The 17436-nt window shown below is 63.6% G+C and carries 16 protein-coding genes; 9 read left to right on the top strand and 7 right to left on the bottom strand.

What is annotated here, in order from left to right; all coding sequences use genetic code 11:
- Window positions 1-54: 54 nt before the first annotated feature.
- Window positions 55-1644, bottom strand: coding sequence for a benzoylformate decarboxylase (mdlC, locus tag N7650_RS02285; protein ID WP_279896934.1), 1590 nt, complete (start codon window positions 1642-1644; stop codon window positions 55-57).
- 140 nt (window positions 1645-1784) lie between these two features.
- Between mdlC and N7650_RS02280 the strand changes: the two genes are divergently transcribed.
- Window positions 1785-2693 (top strand): LysR family transcriptional regulator, encoded by a 909-nt coding sequence (locus N7650_RS02280; RefSeq protein ID WP_279896932.1) that lies wholly within the window; start codon window positions 1785-1787, stop codon window positions 2691-2693.
- Here N7650_RS02280 and N7650_RS02275 read toward each other — a convergent pair.
- A complete protein-coding gene (locus tag N7650_RS02275) occupies window positions 2690-3643 on the bottom strand; it encodes a diguanylate cyclase (RefSeq protein ID WP_279896930.1) in 954 nt (317 codons plus the stop codon). The genes N7650_RS02280 and N7650_RS02275 overlap by 4 nt on opposite strands.
- 3 nt (window positions 3644-3646) lie before the next feature.
- Window positions 3647-4645, bottom strand: coding sequence for a response regulator (locus N7650_RS02270; protein ID WP_037060347.1), 999 nt, complete (start codon window positions 4643-4645; stop codon window positions 3647-3649).
- Between the two features lie 422 nt (window positions 4646-5067).
- Here N7650_RS02270 and N7650_RS02265 point away from each other — a divergent pair, with 422 nt between their 5' ends.
- Complete coding sequence (locus N7650_RS02265; protein ID WP_009399611.1) at window positions 5068-5937, top strand: oxaloacetate decarboxylase; 870 nt, start codon at window positions 5068-5070, stop codon at window positions 5935-5937.
- A gap of 20 nt (window positions 5938-5957) precedes the next feature.
- Here N7650_RS02265 and N7650_RS02260 read toward each other — a convergent pair whose 3' ends face one another.
- Complete coding sequence (locus N7650_RS02260) at window positions 5958-7301, bottom strand: UDP-glucose/GDP-mannose dehydrogenase family protein (RefSeq protein WP_279896927.1); 1344 nt, start codon at window positions 7299-7301, stop codon at window positions 5958-5960.
- 191 nt (window positions 7302-7492) lie between these two features.
- Here N7650_RS02260 and N7650_RS02255 point away from each other — a divergent pair, with 191 nt between their 5' ends.
- Complete coding sequence (locus tag N7650_RS02255) at window positions 7493-8956, top strand: YdgA family protein (protein WP_279896925.1); 1464 nt, start codon at window positions 7493-7495, stop codon at window positions 8954-8956.
- A gap of 220 nt (window positions 8957-9176) precedes the next feature.
- Window positions 9177-10235 carry a quinolinate synthase NadA gene (gene nadA, locus N7650_RS02250; protein WP_279896924.1) on the top strand — a complete coding sequence of 353 codons (1059 nt, stop codon included), beginning with the start codon at window positions 9177-9179 and terminating at the stop codon, window positions 10233-10235.
- Between the two features lie 159 nt (window positions 10236-10394).
- Here nadA and N7650_RS02245 read toward each other — a convergent pair whose 3' ends face one another.
- A complete protein-coding gene (locus N7650_RS02245; protein WP_009399607.1) occupies window positions 10395-11828 on the bottom strand; it encodes a M48 family metalloprotease in 1434 nt (477 codons plus the stop codon).
- A 122-nt stretch (window positions 11829-11950) separates the two neighbouring features.
- Here N7650_RS02245 and N7650_RS02240 point away from each other — a divergent pair, with 122 nt between their 5' ends.
- Both N7650_RS02240 and N7650_RS02235 read left to right on the top strand, forming a co-directional pair.
- Entirely contained in the window at window positions 11951-12190 is a 240-nt protein-coding gene (locus tag N7650_RS02240; RefSeq protein WP_009399606.1) for a sulfurtransferase TusA family protein, read from the top strand.
- A 10-nt stretch (window positions 12191-12200) separates the two neighbouring features.
- On the top strand, window positions 12201-13271 hold the full coding sequence (locus tag N7650_RS02235) for an AI-2E family transporter (protein ID WP_009399605.1): 1071 nt from the start codon (window positions 12201-12203) through the stop codon (window positions 13269-13271).
- 66 nt (window positions 13272-13337) lie between these two features.
- Here the strand turns inward: N7650_RS02235 and N7650_RS02230 are convergent, their stop codons facing one another.
- Both N7650_RS02230 and N7650_RS02225 read right to left on the bottom strand, forming a co-directional pair.
- Window positions 13338-13811: a peroxiredoxin gene (locus N7650_RS02230; protein WP_009399604.1), complete on the bottom strand. Its 474-nt coding sequence runs from the start codon at window positions 13809-13811 to the stop codon at window positions 13338-13340.
- An 11-nt stretch (window positions 13812-13822) separates the two neighbouring features.
- Window positions 13823-14383 carry a glycine cleavage system protein R gene (locus N7650_RS02225; RefSeq protein ID WP_009399603.1) on the bottom strand — a complete coding sequence of 187 codons (561 nt, stop codon included), beginning with the start codon at window positions 14381-14383 and terminating at the stop codon, window positions 13823-13825.
- 258 nt (window positions 14384-14641) lie between these two features.
- On the opposite strand from N7650_RS02225, the gene dapA reads away from it, so the two are divergent.
- Genes dapA through N7650_RS02210 form a run of 3 tightly spaced genes read left to right on the top strand, consistent with a single transcriptional unit; the run spans window position 14642 to window position 17409 of the window.
- Window positions 14642-15520, top strand: coding sequence for a 4-hydroxy-tetrahydrodipicolinate synthase (dapA, locus tag N7650_RS02220; RefSeq protein WP_009399602.1), 879 nt, complete (start codon window positions 14642-14644; stop codon window positions 15518-15520).
- Window positions 15521-15537: 17 nt separating this feature from the next.
- Window positions 15538-16650: an outer membrane protein assembly factor BamC gene (bamC, locus tag N7650_RS02215; RefSeq protein ID WP_009399601.1), complete on the top strand. Its 1113-nt coding sequence runs from the start codon at window positions 15538-15540 to the stop codon at window positions 16648-16650.
- Window positions 16651-17409, top strand: coding sequence for an MBL fold metallo-hydrolase (locus N7650_RS02210; RefSeq protein WP_279896918.1), 759 nt, complete (start codon window positions 16651-16653; stop codon window positions 17407-17409).
- Window positions 17410-17436: the final 27 nt, after the last annotated feature.

Here is a 17436-nt window from a genome sequence, read left to right as displayed (position 1 = left end):
CTTCTTGTTGTTATGTCGGTGGGTTGAAGGAGCCTTGATGGCTCCAGCAGCAGGTCAGTGGGGCTCGATGGTGACGGTAGGTACCTCGATGACGGTCGGTTCGTTGGCATCCAGCGCGGCGCGCAGTGCCGCCTCGAAGCCGGCACGGGTGTCGGTGTGCACTGCCTTGACCCCGTAGCCCTTGGCGATTGCGCAGAAGTCCAGGCCCGGCACGTCCAGGCCGGGTGCGTCCTCGGCCTTGAGCACGCCAGCGAACCAGCGCAGGGCGCCATAGGTACCGTTCTTGAGAATCACGAACACCACCGGCACGCGGTACTGGGCAGCGGTCCACAAGGCGGTGATGCCGTAGTTGGCAGAGCCGTCGCCGATCAGGGCAATCACCCGTCGTTGCGGCTGGGCCAGTTGCACGCCGACCGCTGCCGGCAGGCCGAAGCCCAGGCCGCCCGCCGCAGGGAAGTAATAGCTGCCGGGGTGGCGCAGGTTCATGCGCTGCCAGAAGGCGCTGGTGGTGGACGTGGATTCCTTGACGTAGATGGCGTCTTCCGGCGCCACAGCGTCCAGCACATCGAACAGGGTTTCCGGACGCAGGTGCCGAGGCTCGTCGGCCATTGGCTGCGGTGCCGGCAGCGCTTCGGGATAGCTGCGTGCCTGCTGCGCTACACCCTCGGCCAGGGCCCGCAAGGTCGCCGCGATATCGCCGATCAGCGCATCCCCCATCGGCGCCCGCGCGGCTTCCTGCGGGTCGGAAGTGATCTGCAGCAAGCGTGCGCCGGCTGGCAGGTAGTCTCCGGGCGCGAACTGGTGATAACGGAACACCGGAGCACCGACCACCAGGATCAGGTCATGCCCGGCGAGCGTCTTGCTGATCCCGGCGATGGCCGCAGGCAGCACGCCGCGAAAACTCGGGTGACGGGTCGGGAACGGGCAACGCGACGCCGATGGCGCGATCCACACCGGCAACCGCAACTTGTCGGCCAGGGCCGCGGCGTGGGCATTGCCGAGGGTGGCGTCGACCTCGGGCCCGAGTACCAGCACGGGATTGCGTGCCTGGTCCAGCTGCTTTATCAGCGCTTGCAACTGGGCAGCGTCGGGAGTGCCGGCGACCTGCACCTGGCGCTCGAAAAGATGCTCGACACCGGGCGGGCAGGGCGCATCCCAGTCGTCGTAGGGAATCGACAGGTAGACCGGTGCTTTCGGTGTGGTATTGGCGTAATGGATAGCCTGGCTGAGCGCCCGCGGCACGTCCTGGGCGTTGGCCGGCTCATAGCTCCACTTGACCAGCGGCTTGGGCAGTTGCACGGCATCGACGTTGGCCAGCATCGCTTCGACGCCGATCATCGGGCGCACTTGCTGGCCGGCGGTGATGACCAGCGGGCTATGGGAATACCAGGAATTGGTCAGCGCGCCCATGCCGTTGCCGGTGCCTGCCGCGGCATGCAGGTTGACGAAAGCCGGCTTGCCACTTGCCAGCGCGTAGCCATCCGCCATGCCTACCACAGCCCCTTCGTGCAACCCCAGGATGTAGCGGAAGTCTTGCGGGAACGATTTGAGAAACGGCAATTCATTGGAGCCGGGATTGCCGAAGATGGTGGTCATACCGTGGCGCCGCAGCAGGGTGTAAGCGGCGGAGTGAATGGTTTGCATCGTGGGTGATTCCGCGTGTGTCGTGAGGCCTCCACTCTAAGAATCCCTTCATGATCGATCAAATAAATGCTTTATGAGTGTTGTATAAACACCAGCTATAGTTGTGCCCCTTGACCAACAGCCCGTGGACAGCCGCGAACATGGCCAGCTTCGACCTCAACCTGATCACCACTTTCATTACCGTCTACGAAACACAGAGCGTGACGGTGACCGCCCAACGGCTTTTCGTTACCCAGCCGTCGGTCAGCTACGCGCTTGCGAAGCTGAGGGAGCAGTTCGATGACGTGCTGTTCGTGCGCAACCGCCAAGGCATGCAGCCGACCCGCCTGGCCACGCAGTTGTATGGCAGTTTCAAGGAAGCCTCCCGCTGCATCGACTCGGCAGTGGGCGAGGCGCGCAAGTTCGACCCCCGTCACTCGCAGCGCCAGTTTCGCCTGGCATTGTCCGACCTGGGGGAGATGGCACTGCTGCCCAGGCTGATGGAGCACCTGAGCCACCAAGCCCCGAATATCGAACTCGAAGTGGTACCGCTGGAGATCGACCAGGTCGGTATCTGGCTGAACGACGGCCACATTGACGCGGCGATCTGCAGCAGGAAGCTCACCGACAACGGGGTGGTCTCGCGGGTACTGATGAAGGAGCGCTACGTGTGCCTGCTCGATGCCGCCCATCCGCGTATCGGCGACAGCATCGACATGCAGCAGTTTCTTGCCGAGCCCCATGCCCTGGTCACCCGCACATCGGGCCATGGCATGGCCGAGGAAGCGTTGCAGCGCTTGGGCGTGGAGCGCCGGATCAAGTTGCGCTTGCCGCATTTTTCCGTACTTCCACGACTGATTCCGGGCACCGAGATGCTGGTCATCCTGCCCAGCCAGATCGCAGAAAGCTTCTGCGAAATGCCACTGCCCCGGCAGCTCAAGACACTCGAGCTGCCATTCGAGGTGCCAGCCTTCGAGGTGTCGTTGCATTGGCACTCGCGCAGCACCCAGTCCACGGCGCTCGAGTGGTTTTTGCGCCAGGTACAGGTCAGTCTGGAAAGCGCAGGCTAGGGATGTACCGAGACCTGGTTGCGCCCACCCTTCTTCGACGCATACAGCGCCTGGTCGGCCCAGGCGATCAGATCGGCATGGCTGTCCGAGGCCCGGTCGAGATCGGCGACACCCAGGCTGATGGTGAAGCGGATGCTCTGCCCCTCGTGCTGGACTTCCAGTTCCTCCACGGCTTTGCGCAGGCGCTCGGCGAAGGCCGTCGCGCCGAGCTTGTCGGTGTCCGACAGCACCACCGCGAATTCCTCGCCACCGTAGCGTCCGGCCACATCGGTGTCGCGCACGTACTGGCGGAGCAGGGCAGCGACCTGCTCGATCACCTTGTCGCCGGCCTGGTGGCCGTAGGTGTCGTTGATGCGCTTGAAGTGATCGATGTCGAACATCACCAGGCTGGTGGGGTTGCCATGCCGCTGATGGCGGGCATACGCGACCTTGAGGCTGTCTTCCCAGTGACCACGGTTGTATAGCCCGGTCAGGCGATCGGTGCTGGACAGCTTCTGCAACTGGGCATTGGCCGACTGCAGCATGTGCCGGTTGGTGGCGACGTCGGTCACGTCATAGATCACCAGGCAGAAGTGGCTGATGCTGCTATCGGTGGAGCGCAGCGGGAACAGCGTGGTGTTCTGGTACATGAAGTCTTCCTGCCCGGTGATCGGCTGGTAGTTCTTGAACCGCACCAGATAGGGGCGTTGTTCCCATACGGTGAACGCTGCCGTGCCCAGGGTTGCGACGCTGTCGAGCTTGCGCCGGAACCACTCTTCGTTGACTTCGGGAAACAGCCTGAAGAACGACTGGCTGATGGCATCCTTGGGCGGCACCCCGGAGCGGTTCTCCATGAAGGTGTTCCAGACCTGCACGCAGTGGTCGCGATCGAGCACCACGACGCCGACATCGATGCTCTGCACGATCGCCAGCAGCCAGTGGAACTCGGTCAGATCAAGAGGTTTGTTCATGGCTCAGTTCATCAGGTACGCGAGTTTATGGGTGAGGCGTTCGATGGAGTCCTCGGTGAACAGCAGCAACAGGTCGAAGCTGATGTCATGCCCTTCGAGCCGATAGCTGATCTCCACCGCCAGCGTCTTCTTCCAGCGCCCCTGGTTGACCCGGATAAGCTCCTCGATGTTGGCGTGCTGGCCGAGGATCTGCGGGTGGCACTGGGAGAACACCACATCGACCTGCTCGGCGATGCCGCTCAGACAGGCGCCGATCAGGATGCTGGACAGGTCCAGGAGCATTTCCAGGTCGGAGGCATGACTGCTCTGGTGCTTCATCAGGCGCGCCATATCGGCGATTTCGGCGTCATGGAACATCAGCAGCGCCTCGCCGGCGATACCGCCGCCGATGAAACCCTGGCACACGGCGGTCAGTTGCTGGCTGCGCCCGGCGTCGGCCAGGGCCATATGCAGTTCGCCGACCTCGAGGACGTTCACGTTAGGGACCGGCAACTGGACGAAGACGCCGAGCACCTTGGCGATCAGTGCAGCGGCCCGCCCCATGGCGACGTTGACGGTCTCGCGGAAGACTTCGTTGAAGCTGACAGCAGCGTGGGTCTGCGGACGATGGCTATGCGCCGCCTGGCCTGCCAGGCGCAGCAGGCCGAGGCGGTCGAGGGTTTCGCGCAACTGGTCCTGTTCGAAGGGCTTCTTCAGGAAGGCGAGGGCGCCCAGTTCCTGCACGCGGCGCAGGGCCTCCTGCTGAACGTCCCCGGAAATAACGATGACGTTGGCCTTCAAGCCTTCGTCGCGCAATGCATGCAGTACCTGGTAGCCATCCATCTCCGGCATGTTCAGGTCCAGCACCACGACCTGGCCCAGGCCCTTGCGCACAGCGTCCATGCACTGGTGGCCATTGGCGGCTTCGGTGACCGAAACCGGCCAGTCGGAAGGCAGGGCCCGCAATACCTGCTTGCGGGCAACGGTGGAGTCGTCACATACGGTTAGGGTAGTTACTGACACAAGTCACGGCTCGTTATCTGGAGTTGCGGAATGATTTCATTATGCCATAGCCATACAAATTCTATGCTTAATGACTCAGGGAATCTCTGATGCCTCAAGTGGATCCATTACGGTAATCCCTGATCGTGGATACAGGATTGGCCTGAGTCAGTGTTGAGGGAAAAACCCATGCACAGTTCATACTCATTCGGCGCTTTTTTTATGAAACGCTGAAAAAATTCCTGTTTCGCCAGCCTCGATCCACCCAGGCCCGGCCTTGGCCGGTCGGCGTCGGGGCGTCATTCGCCATCCAGTTTCCCTGCAAGCCCGGGGAGATGAAACGTTTCGTCAATTTGTCGGACAAGGACCTTTCCTGCTGTCAGAGCGACATCAAGCAGTGGTATGTTGCGGGGCAGAATGAAGTCGAAATAAGTGGATTGATCATGCCCAAAGCGTCCCACCAAGAACTGCGCCGTGCGTTTCGTAAACTCCTTGCTTCCCCCCGCTGTTACCACACCGCCTCGGTGTTCGATCCGATGTCCGCGCGTATCGCCGCCGACCTCGGTTTCGAGGTGGGTATCCTCGGGGGCTCGGTGGCGTCGCTACAGGTACTTGCAGCACCGGATTTTGCCCTGATCACCCTGAGCGAGTTCGCCGAGCAGGCCACCCGCATCGGTCGTGTCGCCCAGTTGCCGTTCATTGCCGACGCCGACCATGGCTACGGTAACGCCCTGAACGTGATGCGCACGGTGATCGAACTGGAGCGCGCCGGGGTTTCCGCACTGACCATCGAAGACACCCTGCTGCCGGCCCAGTTCGGGCGCAAATCCACCGACCTCATCAGCATCGAGGAAGGCGTCGGCAAGGTCCGTGCGGCCCTTGAAGCCCGTGTCGATCCGGAGCTGGTGATCATCGCCCGGACCAACGCCGCGGCCATCCCGACCGAGGAAGTCATCGCCCGCGCGGTGGCCTACCAGAACGCTGGCGCCGATGGTGTGTGCATGGTTGGCGTGCGCGATTTCGAGCACCTGGAAGAAATCGCCCGCCACCTCAGCGTACCGCTGATGCTGGTGACCTACGGCAACCCGCAACTGCACGACGATGCGCGCCTGGCGCAACTGGGTGTGCGCATCGCGGTCGATGGCCATGGCGCCTATTTCGCCGCGATCAAGGCTACCTACGACAGCCTTCGCGAGCAGCGCCGGATTACCAGTGCCGCCTCGGATCTGAGCGCCACCGAGCTGACTCACACCTACACCCAGCCAAATGACTACATCGTCTGGGCCCGCGAGTTCATGGACGTCAACGAGTAGGACGTTTCGTTATCCCGGGATCACCGGGGCGCCTGGTGCGCCCCGGCGTCGGGGCGACCGATGCTGTAGTACACCAGTCCTGCCTCGGCCATCTGTGCCGGTTCGTAAAGGTTGCGGCCATCGAACACCGTGGCGTCGAGCAGGCGCTGCCTGACCAGGCCGTTGTCCAGAACCCTGAAATCCTGCCATTCGGTGACTATCACCAGGGCATGGGCGCCTGCCAGGGTGTCTTCCTTCCTGTCCATCAAGCGCAGGTCCTCGCGTTCACCGAACAGGCGGCGGGCTTCGGCGTGGGCTTGTGGGTCGAACGCCTGGACATTCGCCCCGGCCTGCCACAGCGAGCGCAGCAGCACCTGGCTGGAGGCCTCGCGCATGTCGTCGGTATTGGGCTTGAACGCCAGGCCCCAGACGGCGAAAGTCTTGCCTGCCAGGTCGCCGTCGTAGTGACCGAGTATCTTCTCGAACAGCCGATGTTTCTGCCGCTGGTTGACCGCGTCCACGGCCTGGAGCAGGCGCGGCTGGTAGTCGTATTGCTCGGCGATGCGTTGCAGCGCGGAAAGGTCCTTGGGGAAGCACGAGCCGCCGAAACCGCAGCCGGCATAGATGAAGTCGTAGCCGATACGCGGATCGGAGCCGATTGCCCGGCGCACCGCCTCGATGTCCGCGCCGGTGTGCTCGGCCAGGTTGGCCATCTCGTTCATGAACGAAATCCTGGTTGCCAGCATGCAGTTGGCCGCGTACTTGGCCAGCTCGGCGCTGCGGGCGTCCATGCAGATGAACTTGTCGTGGTTGCGGCTGAACGGTGCGAACAGCTCGCGCAGCAGCGCCTGGGTCGCCGGGCTGGCGCCGCCGATGAGGATGCGGTCGGGACGCATGCAGTCGAGCACCGCCGAGCCTTCCTTGAGGAATTCCGGGTTGCTCACCACGTCCACGCGCGTGGCGGTGCTGGCGTCGTGTCGGGCCAGACGGGCCTTGATCGCATCGACGGTACCGACCGGCGAGGTGGATTTGTTGACCACGATCTTCTCGCCGCGGGCATGCCGGGCGATGCTGTCGGTCACGGCAAAGACTTGGCTCAGGTCGGCACTGCCGTCGGGCAATGAAGGGGTGCCGACGGCGATGAAGATCACTGTCGCCGCGTCGATGGCCCGGGCGGCGTCGGTGGTGAAGGCCAGGCGGGCGCTGGCCCGGCCGTTTTTCAGCAGCACTGGAAGGCCGGGTTCGAAGATCGGGCAGTGCCCCTCGGACAGGCTCGCCACGCGCCGGGCATCCACATCGACGCAGCACACCGCATGGCCCACCTCGGCGAGGCAGGCGGCGAGGGTCAGGCCCACGTAACCGGTGCCGAACACTGCAACTTTCATAAGAAGCTCCCTTTTCGGTGCGATGCCGTTCGTGCCGCCGCGCAGGGCGGGTTGATGCGCTGAACATGGCAGTGTCCGATGACAGTTGTATGAGCGTGCGATGCGGGGGTGGTAATCTCGCTGCCCGGCAATACGCGGCGGGACGCCCGGGCAGTCGGTCAATCAATCAGGGAAAGCAACTGGAACACTTCATGAAGAAAGCACTGTTAGTCATCGGCGGGCTGGTGGTCGCGGGAGCGGCGTGTACCTCGATCGCGTGGTACACCGGCAAGCAATTGCCCGAGGTGCTCGAGGCCTCGCTGGCGCAGACCAACCGGCAATTGGCCGCAGCCCTGAGCGGCAGTGGCAGCGGCAAGGTCGAGTTGTTGTCCCTGGATTCCGGAGTGTTCAGCAGCCAGGCGCGCTATCGCCTGACCCTCGACGGTGCCGAGGGCGAACACCTCCAGCTCGAGTTCAAGGACCGGCTGGAGCATGGCCCGTTGCCCTGGTCGCGGGTCAAGCGCCTGCAACTGGCGCCGGTGATGGCTGCGAGCAACTACGTACTGGAAAACACCGACGACAGCGCGCCCTGGTTTGCCGTGACCGGCGAGCAAGCACCGCTGCAAGGCAGCATGAGCGTCGGTTACGGCGGTGCGATCCGCAACGAGCTGCGCCTGGCGCCGTTCGAAGCCGTCGGCGAGGACGATACCTCCCTGTCGTTCTCCGGCCTGACCCTGGACATGGATTCGACGCTCGAAGGCGAGGGGTTGCGTCTTCGCGGTGAGCTGGGCCGTGTGGCAATGGTGACGGGTGGTGAAGCCCCGGTCAGTGTCTCGCTCAAGGGCATCGCGCTGTCCACCGACTTCACCATGAGCAGCTACGGCTATTTCGTCGGCTCGATGAACCTGGACGTGGCCGAGAGCTCGCTGTCGTTCGGCGACAATCAATCACTGCGTTTCGGCAAGTTCGAACAGCGCGATGTCTATCGCCTGGAGCAGAGCGGTCTGTCGTTGCAGCAGCAGGCCAGCCTTGCGGATATCACCTTTTCCGGGAACCCCATCGGCAGCGCACGGGTAGCCTGGCATGTCGCGCGCCTGAATCCGGAGGCGGTCGGCAACCTGGTGCAATGGTACGAGCAGAACCTGCCGCAACTGCAAAGCATGGCGTTGGGCCTGACCCCGGACACCGGCGCACTGATGCTGGATGACCCGCAGTTGCAGGCGCCCTTGCTGAAACTGCTGGCGGGCGGTCCACGGGTTACCCTGCAGGAGCTGTCGTTCAAGACTGCCAACGGCGAAAGCCGCTTCGATCTCGATCTCGACCTGTCCGCCAAGGGCCCGGAAGGTGTCCCGCTGGAGCAGGCCTTCGCCCAGTCGGTCAAGTCACTGCAGACCAATCTGAAGATCTCCAAACCGATGATCGGCGACCTCGCGGCCTTGCGCGCCAGGCTCGAAGGGCTGGACGCCGAGCAAGTGCGCCAGGCCTCGGCTTCCGGCGAGATGGTCGGGATGATCGCGGCGCAGAGCCAGCTTGCGGCTATCAAGGGAGATGACATCCTCGTGCAACTGCGCTACGCCGACGGCCAGGTGGACTTCAACGGCCAGAAGATGACCGTCGATCAGTTTGCTGCGCTGGTCCAGCAGCGTACTGCCGGATTCACTGGCGCGGCACAGTAACCACACGGGCTCGCGGGCGCTGTGTCGAGCGTCGCCCGCCAGCCTGGCAAGCTAAAAAAGCCTTTAGAATTCATCCGATTGTCTGTAGCCTTCGGCCACTCATAAAACCGAGGTCGCAGCGGACTTTGCCACCTGTGCAACAGTCGAGCTGTTACCCGATTTGTCCGTGCCCGATGATACTCTCGACTTACGCGCATCAGCGCCTGCAGGTCTTGCGAACATGACGCAGATTTCCGAACGCCTTCTGGTCCAGGCCCACCTGGATGCCAAGCAGCCCAAGCCCCTCACCCCTGAACAAGAGGCCGACTACCGTGCCGCCATCGCCGCCGAACTGAAGGCGCAGGATGCGGTGCTGGTCGCCCACTACTATTGCGACCCGGTGATCCAGGCCCTCGCCGAGGAAACCGGTGGCTGCGTGGCCGACTCCCTGGAGATGGCCCGCTTCGGCAAGAACCACCCGGCCGGTACCGTACTGGTGGCCGGCGTGCGCTTCATGGGCGAGACCGCGAAGATCCTCACCCCGGAAAAACGCATCCTGATGCCGACCCTGGAAGCCACCTGCTCCCTCGACCTCGGTTGCCCGGTGGACGAGTTCTCGGCCTTCTGCGACCAGCATCCCGAGCGTACCGTGGTGGTCTACGCCAACACCTCGGCGGCGGTGAAAGCCCGTGCCGACTGGGTGGTGACTTCAAGTTGCGCGCTGGAGATCGTCGAAAGCCTGATGGACAACGGCGAAACCATCATCTGGGGGCCGGACCAGCACCTGGGGCGCTATATCCAGAAGCAGACCGGTGCCGACATGCTGATGTGGGATGGCGCCTGCATCGTTCACGAAGAATTCAAATCCCGACAGCTGGCCGATATCAAGGCGCTGTACCCGGATGCCGCGATCCTGGTGCACCCGGAATCGCCGGAGGCGGTGATCGAGCTGGCCGACGCGGTGGGCTCCACCAGCCAGCTGATTGCCGCAGCGCAGCGCATGCCGAACAAGCGTTTCGTGGTTGCTACCGACCGCGGCATCTTCTACAAGATGCAGCAGTTGTGTCCGGACAAGGAGTTCATCGAGGCGCCAACGGCGGGCAACGGCGCGACCTGCCGCAGTTGTGCCCATTGCCCATGGATGGCGATGAACACCCTGGAGCGCACCCTGCAATGCCTGCGCGAAGGCAGCAACGAGATCTTCGTCGAGCCGGCGCTGGTGCCGCAGGCGATCCGGCCATTGCAGCGGATGCTGGATTTCACCGCGGCGGCGCGGTTGAAACTGTCGGGTAACGCTTGAACCTCGGTTGCTCCAATCGCTGCGGTGCGGCGGTCCGACAAGCCAGCTCCCACAGTGACTGCGCCGGTCCGACAAGCCAGCTCCCACAGTGACTGCGCCGCTCGTGAGAGCACTGCTATACCTGTGGGAGCTGGCTTGCCAGCGATGAGGCCCTGAAGATCAGCGCATCATATCCTTGACCATCCGCTGCTGCTCCAGCATGTCCCGCTGCCTGGCATCGATCCGTGAGGCCAACTGGAAGTTGGTACCGGCACGCCGCTTGGCGTAGTCCAGTTGCTGGATCGCCTGGTCGAAATCCCCGGTCAACGCAAAGAACTCGGCCCGGGCCTGGTGCAGGCCGATGGTATTGCCAGACAACCCGCGGGCTTCGGCCAGGTCATACCAGACATCCGGGTCGTCGCTACGGTCCTTCACCAGGGCTTCCAGCGCCTTTTCTGCCTCGGCCGGCTTGTTCTGCTTGAGCAGCAGGTCGGCAGCCACCTGTTTCAGCGGGTAGTTGCCGGGATACAACTGGCGCATGCGATCGACCCGCTGCTGCGCGTCGGCCAGGCGATTGTTGGTGATCTCCAGGTCGATCTGGGTCAGGTTGTAGGTGATGTCGTTGGGCGCCTTGGCCAGCAGCGGCTTGAGGTTTTCCCGCGCCTCGTTGAGCTGGCCACCCTTGATCTGCGCCAGGGCCAGGCCGTAGCGCGCTGCGTCCAGCTTGGGGTTTTCGTCCAGTTGCGCGCGGAAGCGCTTGGCTGCCAGGCCCGGCGTGCCTTCATAGAACAATTGCACCCGGGCGCGCATCAATTGGTAGCGCGCACTGTCCTCGATACCGCCCGGTGGCGCCTGTTCCGCGCGGTTGCGGGTGTCGGCGATACGGTTTTCGGTAACCGGGTGGGTCAGGAGGAATTCCGGCGGCTTGGCGTCGAAGCGGTATTGGCGCATCAGGCGCTCGAACATGGTCGGCATGTTGCGCGGGTCGTAACCGGCTTTCTCCAGGTTGAGGATGCCGATGCGGTCGGCTTCCTGTTCGTTCTGCCGGGAGAAGCGCCGTTGTTCCTGGATGGCTGCGGCCTGGGTGCCGGCAATGGCGGCGATACCGGCATCGCCGGCACCGGACGCCGCGACCACAATGCCGGCGAGCAAGGCCGCCATCATAGGCAGTTGCATGCGCTGCTGGGCCTCGACGCCCCGAGCGAAGTGGCGCTGCGACAAGTGTGCAAGTTCGTGGGCCAGGACCGAGGCGTATTCACCTTCGGTCTGGGCATTGAGGAACAGGCCGCCGTTGACCCCGACGATTCCGCCAGGGGCGGCGAAGGCGTTGAGTTCCGGGCTGTTGATCAGAATGAATTCGAGGCGGCGGTCCTGCAGCTGGCTGGTTTCGGCAAGCTTGTAGACGCTGGTTTCGACATAATCCTTGAGCTGTGGGTCGGACAACTGGCTGACGTTGCCGCGCAGCAGGCTCAGCCAGGCGCGGCCTAGCTGGTGTTCCTGTTGCGGCGAGACGATGGCCGAGCTGGCGTCGCCGAGTGACGGCAGGTCGTCGGCGTGGCTCGGAAGCGCCAGCAGGCAGGCCAGTGTCAGCAGGGTAGGGCGCAGAAAAGTCATGCACGGAGCTCTGGTCGACAAAAAGCCTTACTGTAGCCGCCCGGCACGGTTGCGACCAGTGGCGCAATTCTGCGAGGCTTGCCGGCTCGCCCGGCCCGTTCCGATTCTTCTGGAGTGCTGCAATGACCGCTATTCCCAATCCCGATGCCGAACTGGACGCCAGCGGCTTGAACTGTCCGTTGCCGTTGCTCAAGGCCAAGATGGAACTCAATCGCCTGGCTTCGGGCGCAGTGCTCAAGGTCATCGCCACCGATGGCGGCTCGCAGCGCGACTTCCGCACTTTCGCCAGGCTTGCCGGTCATACCCTGCTTCACGAAACCGCCGAAGGCGGGACCTACACCTACTGGCTAAAAAAGGCCTGAGTCCTTTCCGATGTTCAAAGTGCTTCGCAGCTGGCTGCACCGTTACTTCTCCGATGAGGAAGCGGTGGTGCTGGCGGTTCTGCTGTTTCTCGGTTTCACCGCGGTCCTGACCCTGGGCGGCATGCTCGCGCCGGTGCTGGCGGGGATGGTCCTGGCGTTCCTGATGCAGGGGCTGGTCAATGCGCTGGAGCGCTTCAAGGTGCCGAGCAAGGTCGCGGTCGGCCTGGTCTTCACCCTGTTCATGGGCGCGCTGGCGGTGTTCCTGCTGGTGCTGGTGCCGTTGCTCTGGCACCAGTTGATCACCCTGTTCAACGAACTGCCGGGCATGCTCGGCAAATGGCAGTCGCTGCTGCTGTTGCTGCCGGAGCGCTATCCGCACCTGGTGTCGGACGATCAGGTGCTGCAGGCCATCGAGGCCATGCGCGGCGAAATCGGCAAGTTCGGCCAGTGGGCACTGACCTTCTCCCTGTCCAGCCTGCCGCTGCTGGTCAACGTCATGATCTACCTGGTGCTGGTGCCGATCCTGGTGTTCTTCTTCCTCAAGGACCGCGAGACCATCGCCCGCTGGGTCGTCAGCTACCTGCCGCGCGAGCGCGCACTGATGACCCGGGTCGCCGAGGAAATGAACCGGCAGATCGCCAACTACATCCGCGGCAAGGGCATCGAGATCCTGATCTGCGGCGTGGCCACCTACATTGCCTTCGTTGCCCTGGGCCTGAATTACGCGGCCCTGCTGGCGCTGCTGGTGGGGTTGTCGGTGGTGGTGCCCTATGTCGGCGCGGTGGTGGTCACCGTGCCGGTGACCCTGATCGCGCTGTTCCAGTGGGGCTGGGGTGACCAGTTCATCTACCTGATGGCGGTGTACGCGATCATCCAGGCGCTGGATGGCAACGTGCTGGTGCCGCTGCTGTTCTCCGAGGCGGTGAGCCTGCACCCGGTGGCGATCATCTGCGCGGTGCTGTTGTTCGGCGGGCTGTGGGGCTTCTGGGGAATCTTCTTCGCCATTCCGCTGGCGACGCTGTTCAAGGCCGTGCTGGATGCCTGGCCGAGGCGGGAACCGGCGGTGGCGCCGCTGCTATGAAGTGAACAGCGCGAAATGAACAGCGTGAAATGAAAACAGGGCATGTCGATCATGCCCCGTTTCTGTTCAAGCCTTGTTGAGCTCTTCGGCCGCGGCAAGTACCTCGGCCACATGGCCAGGCACCTTGACGCCGCGCCATTCCTTGCGCAGCACGCCGTCCTTGTCGATCAGGAAGGTGCTGCGGTCGACGCCCAGGTATTCCTTGCCGTACAGCTTCTTCAGCTTGATCACGTCGAACAGCTGGCAAAGGCTTTCGTCCTTGTCGCTGATCAGCTCGAAGGGGAAGGCCTGCTTGGCCTTGAAGTTCTCATGGGACTTCAGGCCATCGCGGGACACGCCGAACACCTCGGTGCCGGCGGCCTGGAAGGCGGCGTGCTGGTCGCGGAAATCCTGGCCTTCGGTGGTGCAGCCCGGAGTGCTGTCCTTCGGATAGAAGTACAGCACGACCTGGCGGCCCTTGAGATCGGCGAGGCTGACCTGCTGGCCGCTGGTGGCCTGGACCTGGAAGTCGGCAACGGGTTTATCGAGTTCGACGGCCATGAGGCGGCTCCTTACATCGGGTTCTGCGGACGCCACGGCTCGATCAGGGCATCCAGGTTGAGTGCATCGGCGAAGTCCAGGAACTGGTCGCGCAACCAGCTGATCTGGGTGCCGGCGGGCAGCGTGACGGTGAAGGTGGCATTGAGCATGGTGCCGCCGGTCTGCGGTGCCTGGTAGGTGTCGCAGGTCAGGTTCTCGAGCTCGACACGGTGGTCGATGAAGAACTGGCACAGCTCGTTGATGATGTCCGGGCGGTACGCAGCGCTGACGTAGGCGACGTACGGCAGCGACAGCGGGCGCACTTCCAGCTCGGTGCTGCGCACCACGTTGACGATGAAACCGTGCTTCTTCGCCAGGCTCGGCAGGGCGCCTTCGAAGCGGGCGAGGGCGTCCCAGTTGCCGCTGATCTGCAGGATCAGCGCGCTGCATTCGCCGTGGCGGGTCAGGCGGGAGGTGACCACCGCGCAGCGGCTGTCGTTGCTGGCGCGGCAGAGGATGTTGGTCAGCTCCATCGGGCTCGGGCCCAGGGCGCTGACGACAAGGAATTGTTCGCGGACGGTGGGGGTGGACATAGCATTCCTAAAGCGATGAGCGGTCGGTACCTGACGCGCGGAAAAAGGCTGGTTCGCATGCTCCAGGGGTTCTGGATCGAGGGGCGGACCCTGCCGGAACGCATGGTTGGCAGCCCGGCGGGCCGCTGTGTACCGATCAAAGGACGAAGGGTAGCGAAAATGGCCGCGAAGGGGAATGCTCCAGGCGCCCGCGTCGCTTGTGCAAGGCCGATGGCGCCAGTACCATTACCGCTCTCTTTTTCCGGCAGGAGCAGCTTCATGATTGCGGGCAGTATGGTGGCATTGGTCACACCCATGGATGCACATGGGCGTCTGGACTGGGACAGCCTCAGCAAACTCGTGGACTTCCACCTGCAGAACGGGACCCATGCCATCGTTGCCGTCGGCACCACCGGCGAGTCGGCGACCCTCAGCGTCGATGAGCACATCCAGGTCATCGAGTTCGTGGTCAAGCAGGTCGCCGGCCGCATCCCGGTCATTGCCGGCACCGGCGCCAACTCCACCAGCGAAGCCGTCCACCTGACCCAGAATGCCAAGAAAGCCGGTGCCGATGCCTGCCTGCTGGTGGTGCCGTACTACAACAAGCCGACCCAGGAAGGCCTGTACCAGCACTTCAAGCACATCGCCGAAGCCGTGGACATCCCGCAGATCCTCTACAACGTGCCGGGCCGCACCTCCTGCGACATGCTGGCCGAGACCGTGATCCGCCTGTCCAGCGTGCCGAACATCATCGGCATCAAGGAAGCCACCGGTGACCTGGCCCGCGCCAAGGCGATCATCGAAGGTGTCGGCGACGACTTCATCGTCCTCTCGGGCGACGATCCGACCGCCGTCGAGCTGATCCTGCTCGGTGGCAAGGGCAACATCTCCGTCACCGCCAACGTCGCTCCGCGCGAAATGGCCGACCTGTGCGAAGCCGCCCTGCGTGGCGATGCCGAAACCGCACGGGCCATCAACGAAAAACTCATGCCGCTGCACAAGAACCTGTTCATCGAGGCCAACCCGATTCCGGTGAAGTGGGCCCTGAATGAAATGGGGCTGATGGACAACGGCATTCGCCTGCCGCTGACCTGGCTGAGCCCATCCTGTCATGACACGCTGCGCCAGGCCATGCGCCAGTGCGGCGTACTGGTTTAATTGAGGACGTACTCCGCATGAAGCGATTGGCTGGTCTTTCCGCCCTTGCCCTGATCATTTCCAGCACCAGCGGTTGCGCCTGGTTGTGGGGCGAGGACGGGTATTTCCGCGACCGTGGCAGCGACTACCTGGAGGCGACCCAGAAGCCGCCCATGCAGTTGCCTCCGGATGCGAGCAACGTCAAGCGTCTCGATCCACTGTTGCCGATTCCGCGCAACGTCGCCGACGACACCGTCAAGGGCGAATTCGAGGTTCCCCGTCCGCTGCCGCTGGCGGCTACCGCCGATGTCAGCGATTTCAGCCTGCAGAAGAGCGGCGCCGCGCGCTGGGTCCTGGCCCAGCGTTCGCCGGCGGAAACCTGGCCGGTGGCCCGGCAGTTCTTCGAGGACAACGGTTTCCGGATTGCCGAAGAGCGTCCGCAGACCGGCGAGTTCAACACCACCTGGCAGCGTTTCGACGAGCTTTCCGCGTCCATGGCCGATCGCCTGGGCGGCGCCGCCAGCAGCCGTGACAGCGAAATCCGTGCCCGTGTGCGTATCGAGCCGGGCGTGCAGCGCAACACCAGCGAGGTCTACGTGGTTACCGTCGAGCGTCCTGCCGGCAGCACCGCCGAGCAGGACTTCCCGGCGCGCTCCAGCAATACCGGCGTCGACGCGGTGCTGGTCGACGAAATGCTCGCCAGCATGACCCGCAGCGCCGAGAAGGGTGGTTCGGTGTCCCTGCTCGCGGCCCGCGATTTCGATGCGCCGAGCCGTGTCAGCCTGAGCGAGGACGGCAGCGGCAACCCGGTGCTGAGCCTCGGTGCCGACCTCGATCGCGCCTGGTCCAGCGTCGGTCGTGCCCTGGAGCACGGCGAATGGCGCGTCGAAGACATCAACCGCAGCCTTGGCCTGTACTACATCAACCTTGCCGAAAAAGCCGAGCCCAAGAGCGAGCCTGGTTTCTTCAGCCGCATGTTCGGCAGCGAGCCGAGCAAGGAAGAGGTCGAAGCCCGCGCCGAGCGCTATCAGGTACGCCTGAGCAAGGTAGGTGACAGCGTGCAGGTCACCGTCGAGAAGAACATCAATACCGTGGCCCCGGCTGACGTGGCCCGTCGTGTGCTGAGCGTCATCCAGGACAACCTGGGTTAAGTGCGCTTCGCGGTTCTCGGAAGCGGCAGCCAGGGAAATGGCACGCTGGTCAGCAGTGGCAACACGCGAGTGCTGGTCGATTGCGGCTTTTCCCTGCGTGAAACCGAGCGGCGCCTGGGGCGGCTCGGCGTTGCCCCGGACAGCCTGAGCGCCGTGCTGGTAACCCATGAACATGCCGACCACGTGCATGGGGTGGGCTTGCTGGCACGGCGCTACAATGTTCCGGTGTACCTGAGTCGAGGCACCTTGCGCGGCTTGCGCAAGCCCTTGGAGGCAACCGGGCTGCTCGCGGCGAACGACACCTTCGTGGTGGGTGACCTGAGCATCCGCGCGGTGGGTGTGACCCATGACGCGCTGGAGCCTTTGCAGTACGTGTTCAGTGACGGCCGCAGGCGCCTTGGCATGCTGACCGACCTGGGCTGCTACGACTCTGTGCTGCTGGAGCATTACCGGGGCCTGGATGCCCTGATGATCGAATCCAACCATTGTCGCGACCTGCTGGCCCGCGGGCATTACCCGATGTTTCTCAAGCAGCGGGTGGGTGGCGACTACGGACATTTGAACAACCACCAGGCCGCGAACCTGGTGGCGGAGTTGGGATGGGAGAATCTGCAGCACCTGGTGCTGGCCCATCTCAGCAGCAAGAACAACCTGCCACAGCTGGCCCGGCAATGTTTCGTCGATACCCTCGGGTGCGACCCGGACTGGCTGCAAGTGGCCAACCAGGATTGTGGGCTCGACTGGCGCGAAATCGTCTAGCCCCTCTCATTTAGCAAGCGGAGCCCA

Origin of the sequence: Pseudomonas sp. GD04058, from assembly GCF_029836855.1 — a bacterium.
Classification (GTDB): domain Bacteria; phylum Pseudomonadota; class Gammaproteobacteria; order Pseudomonadales; family Pseudomonadaceae; genus Aquipseudomonas; species Aquipseudomonas bharatica.
This window is presented reverse-complemented; position numbering and strand designations above follow the sequence as displayed.

Bases quoted from the DNA above. Each gene is read 5' to 3' on its own strand.
- mdlC (WP_279896934.1), bottom strand. From the start codon at position 1,644: ATGCAAACCATTCACTCCGCCGCTTACACCCTGCTGCGGCGCCACGGT.
- N7650_RS02280 (WP_279896932.1), top strand. From the start codon at position 1,785: ATGGCCAGCTTCGACCTCAACCTGATCACCACTTTCATTACCGTCTAC.
- N7650_RS02275 (WP_279896930.1), bottom strand. From the start codon at position 3,643: ATGAACAAACCTCTTGATCTGACCGAGTTCCACTGGCTGCTGGCGATC.
- N7650_RS02265 (WP_009399611.1), top strand. From the start codon at position 5,068: ATGCCCAAAGCGTCCCACCAAGAACTGCGCCGTGCGTTTCGTAAACTC.
- N7650_RS02260 (WP_279896927.1), bottom strand. From the start codon at position 7,301: ATGAAAGTTGCAGTGTTCGGCACCGGTTACGTGGGCCTGACCCTCGCC.
- N7650_RS02255 (WP_279896925.1), top strand. From the start codon at position 7,493: ATGAAGAAAGCACTGTTAGTCATCGGCGGGCTGGTGGTCGCGGGAGCG.
- nadA (WP_279896924.1), top strand. From the start codon at position 9,177: ATGACGCAGATTTCCGAACGCCTTCTGGTCCAGGCCCACCTGGATGCC.
- N7650_RS02245 (WP_009399607.1), bottom strand. From the start codon at position 11,828: ATGACTTTTCTGCGCCCTACCCTGCTGACACTGGCCTGCCTGCTGGCG.
- N7650_RS02240 (WP_009399606.1), top strand. From the start codon at position 11,951: ATGACCGCTATTCCCAATCCCGATGCCGAACTGGACGCCAGCGGCTTG.
- N7650_RS02235 (WP_009399605.1), top strand. From the start codon at position 12,201: ATGTTCAAAGTGCTTCGCAGCTGGCTGCACCGTTACTTCTCCGATGAG.
- N7650_RS02230 (WP_009399604.1), bottom strand. From the start codon at position 13,811: ATGGCCGTCGAACTCGATAAACCCGTTGCCGACTTCCAGGTCCAGGCC.
- N7650_RS02225 (WP_009399603.1), bottom strand. From the start codon at position 14,383: ATGTCCACCCCCACCGTCCGCGAACAATTCCTTGTCGTCAGCGCCCTG.
- dapA (WP_009399602.1), top strand. From the start codon at position 14,642: ATGATTGCGGGCAGTATGGTGGCATTGGTCACACCCATGGATGCACAT.
- bamC (WP_009399601.1), top strand. From the start codon at position 15,538: ATGAAGCGATTGGCTGGTCTTTCCGCCCTTGCCCTGATCATTTCCAGC.